The organism is Spirosoma luteum DSM 19990, assembly GCF_000374065.1.
Lineage (GTDB): Bacteria > Bacteroidota > Bacteroidia > Cytophagales > Spirosomataceae > Spirosoma > Spirosoma luteum.
On record NZ_KB893295.1, the window covers coordinates 1 to 2,380 of the forward strand.

3 protein-coding genes are annotated in these 2,380 nt (G+C 40.0%); 1 reads left to right on the forward strand and 2 read right to left on the reverse strand.

Annotation, left to right across the window (positions count from 1 at the left end; genetic code table 11):
• Positions 1–111: 111 nt before the first annotated feature.
• Positions 112–444 (reverse strand): hypothetical protein, encoded by a 333-nt coding sequence (locus tag B156_RS0124610; protein ID WP_018622463.1) that lies wholly within the window; start codon positions 442–444, stop codon positions 112–114.
• A 200-nt stretch (positions 445–644) separates the two neighbouring features.
• On the opposite strand from B156_RS0124610, the gene B156_RS0124615 reads away from it, so the two are divergent.
• Entirely contained in the window at positions 645–1,142 is a 498-nt protein-coding gene (locus B156_RS0124615; RefSeq protein WP_018622464.1) for a hypothetical protein, read from the forward strand.
• Positions 1,143–1,767: 625 nt separating this feature from the next.
• On the opposite strand, the gene B156_RS0124620 is transcribed toward B156_RS0124615, so the two are convergent.
• Positions 1,768–2,316, reverse strand: coding sequence for a hypothetical protein (locus tag B156_RS0124620; protein WP_018622465.1), 549 nt, complete (start codon positions 2,314–2,316; stop codon positions 1,768–1,770).
• Positions 2,317–2,380 lie beyond the last annotated feature (64 nt).

Below are 2,380 nucleotides of genomic sequence, written 5' to 3' on the forward strand. Positions count from 1 at the left end.
AGGTTTTTTAGGGGTGAAACATGGCTGGCTACTCAACAACGCAAGCAAAGATAACACGCGTCAGCTACTCCGCAAGGAAAACTGTTTTTCTTCCCTTCTATTTCTTCCTGATTAACTAAATAGACGTTGCCAAAAGGATTTCTTACCTTCCTCGGGCATTCGGTTGGCAATCCCTTCGACCATCTTCGTTAAGTGGTCAATCTGATTCTGAATATCAACCGGGGCGGCTGGCAATTGAGATTGGGTAAGTTGACCTTGCACTAGGCTCCGGATATCTTCATTGACGTACTGACCAATGGTTTTACCCACTCGTTCAGCGGCCTTCTCAATCACGGCGCGGGTGTCTCGTTCGACACCTCGGATAGACCAGGTAACAGGATTGCTCCCTTTCGTGGATTCGGTATTCTCGTTGGTTGAGTCAGGAGTAATAGTAAGGTCTTCCATAGCTGTGTCTTACATGTGTAAGACACATAATTAGGCAAAATTTAGGTATGTAAGACAAAAACCTAAAATTGTAAGACACCTAACAAGGGCTGTAAGACAAATCGGTGAAATTGTCTTACACACCATTTAGACTAACACAATGTTCACTTATACAACAGGAAAAGAGAGCTTGTACGTTATGGTAGGAAAGGACACTTTATATGAAAAATGCTCTCTTTTTACTAACAGTACTTGTAGGTGTATTTTCTTGTAAGGAAGAGTTTCGTCAATTAACACCTCCCAGAGATTCATCGTTGGTGGAAACAGTAACTAGCTGTCAGGCACCACCTATCGAAAAGAATATAGTTGGTACTTGGCAGTTTGAAACTATCCCCCCTGTTGGTCAGGCTATCAGAAAAGGAACAGTAACATTTGACGCTCAAAAAAACTTGATTGATCCTGATTCACTCTATGCCAACTATATTGATATAGGCTCAAAAATGGCTAAAGTTGTGACTAAGACTTACGATACTGATGGTGATTATCCTGCAATCGGCTACGCAGGAAAGATATTTAGGATAGATATAACAACGAAAGATGGTCGCTATGAAAAGTGGCCCATGTACGTCTTCAGTAATGAGTGTAAGAAAATAGTTATTTACCAAATAGCCACTTATAATTTACCTACCAAGCTAGGTTTTATCTTAAGAAAGCCATAGGAACAAGGTTGAACTCACTTGAGATAATTGCACACAGCGAAGTTATGAGCCAATGAAAAGCAGTTATGGAATCTTTAAAAAGTCGACTAACATAAGTGTAGTTATAAAACTGACCTCAGAAGAGTGCAAATACTTCTATTTGCTATTTTTTGACTTTTTCAAGATAGATGGTATCGCTATTACTGGGCCTTGTCAGTACAGTATCTGTCGTCCTGTATCCAAATTTTGAGAAGGATAATTCTAAGTCAGGGCAGCCAAATAACCAGTAACTTGAAACCATAATCTGGTACTGGCCACTTGAATCAGATGTATGTCTAAGTGGAAAGTAATCCGGCGTTTTATCCCGTACATTACGAACCTTAGCTAAAGTGATAGGCTTTTTTGAGGTCTTATCTAAAACAACTCCTTTAGAACTCACAAAGCATTCGCAAGCAGATAGAACATACATAAAAAGTACAAAAAAGCCCCATCCTATAAACCGCACCATCGTTTGTATTATGTAAAGACCCGTTGCATAACTCAGATTATGTAAAGGAAATAAGCAGAGATTTATAACAGGCTATAAGGTTGCTAATTTATATGCAGAATGCAAATCCATTTATTGCCTTACTTATAGTTTGAGGCGCTATTTTGGTTCGTGAATAGTAGGCCAAACTATAACATCACTTCGAGTTGAATCCTTGCGATCCCATGAGCCCGGACCTATTTGAATACGAACCCAACCTTTGGTGGCTTTGAGGGGGTGATAGGTAAACGTTTCAAGCCCTGAATCATCCCCGTTGTAATACATTGAGAACTTGCCTTTAGGTAGTTTATTTCTGTAGGTGATTGTAAAGGTTGAATCGGGCAATTTTACCACATGTGAAGTATAGCTAGACGGGTAAGTGAAGAACGGGCTTGTTAAAGTGCTGATCGTATCACGGCGGATATGGCGTGTGGTTGTCACTTGATGTTCGGCTTCAAGCCCCGCATCCTGATCTAACTCTCCATCGATTAACACATAATACATACGCTCTCCAAGTGGAACACTGGTTATGTCATAAGTCCATTGCTTAGGCTGAGTCACTGGATCGATTCGAATATCCTGTTCATCATTGTAACAGCTATGGACGAAGTAAACCAGTGAAAGAGCTAAAAGTATCCGAACACCTACTTTTACAAAACGTCCTAACATTAGAATAGGTAAATTTCGATTGTTGTATAAGTGCGATTATGTAAAGCTAAGCTATAAAGCGGTG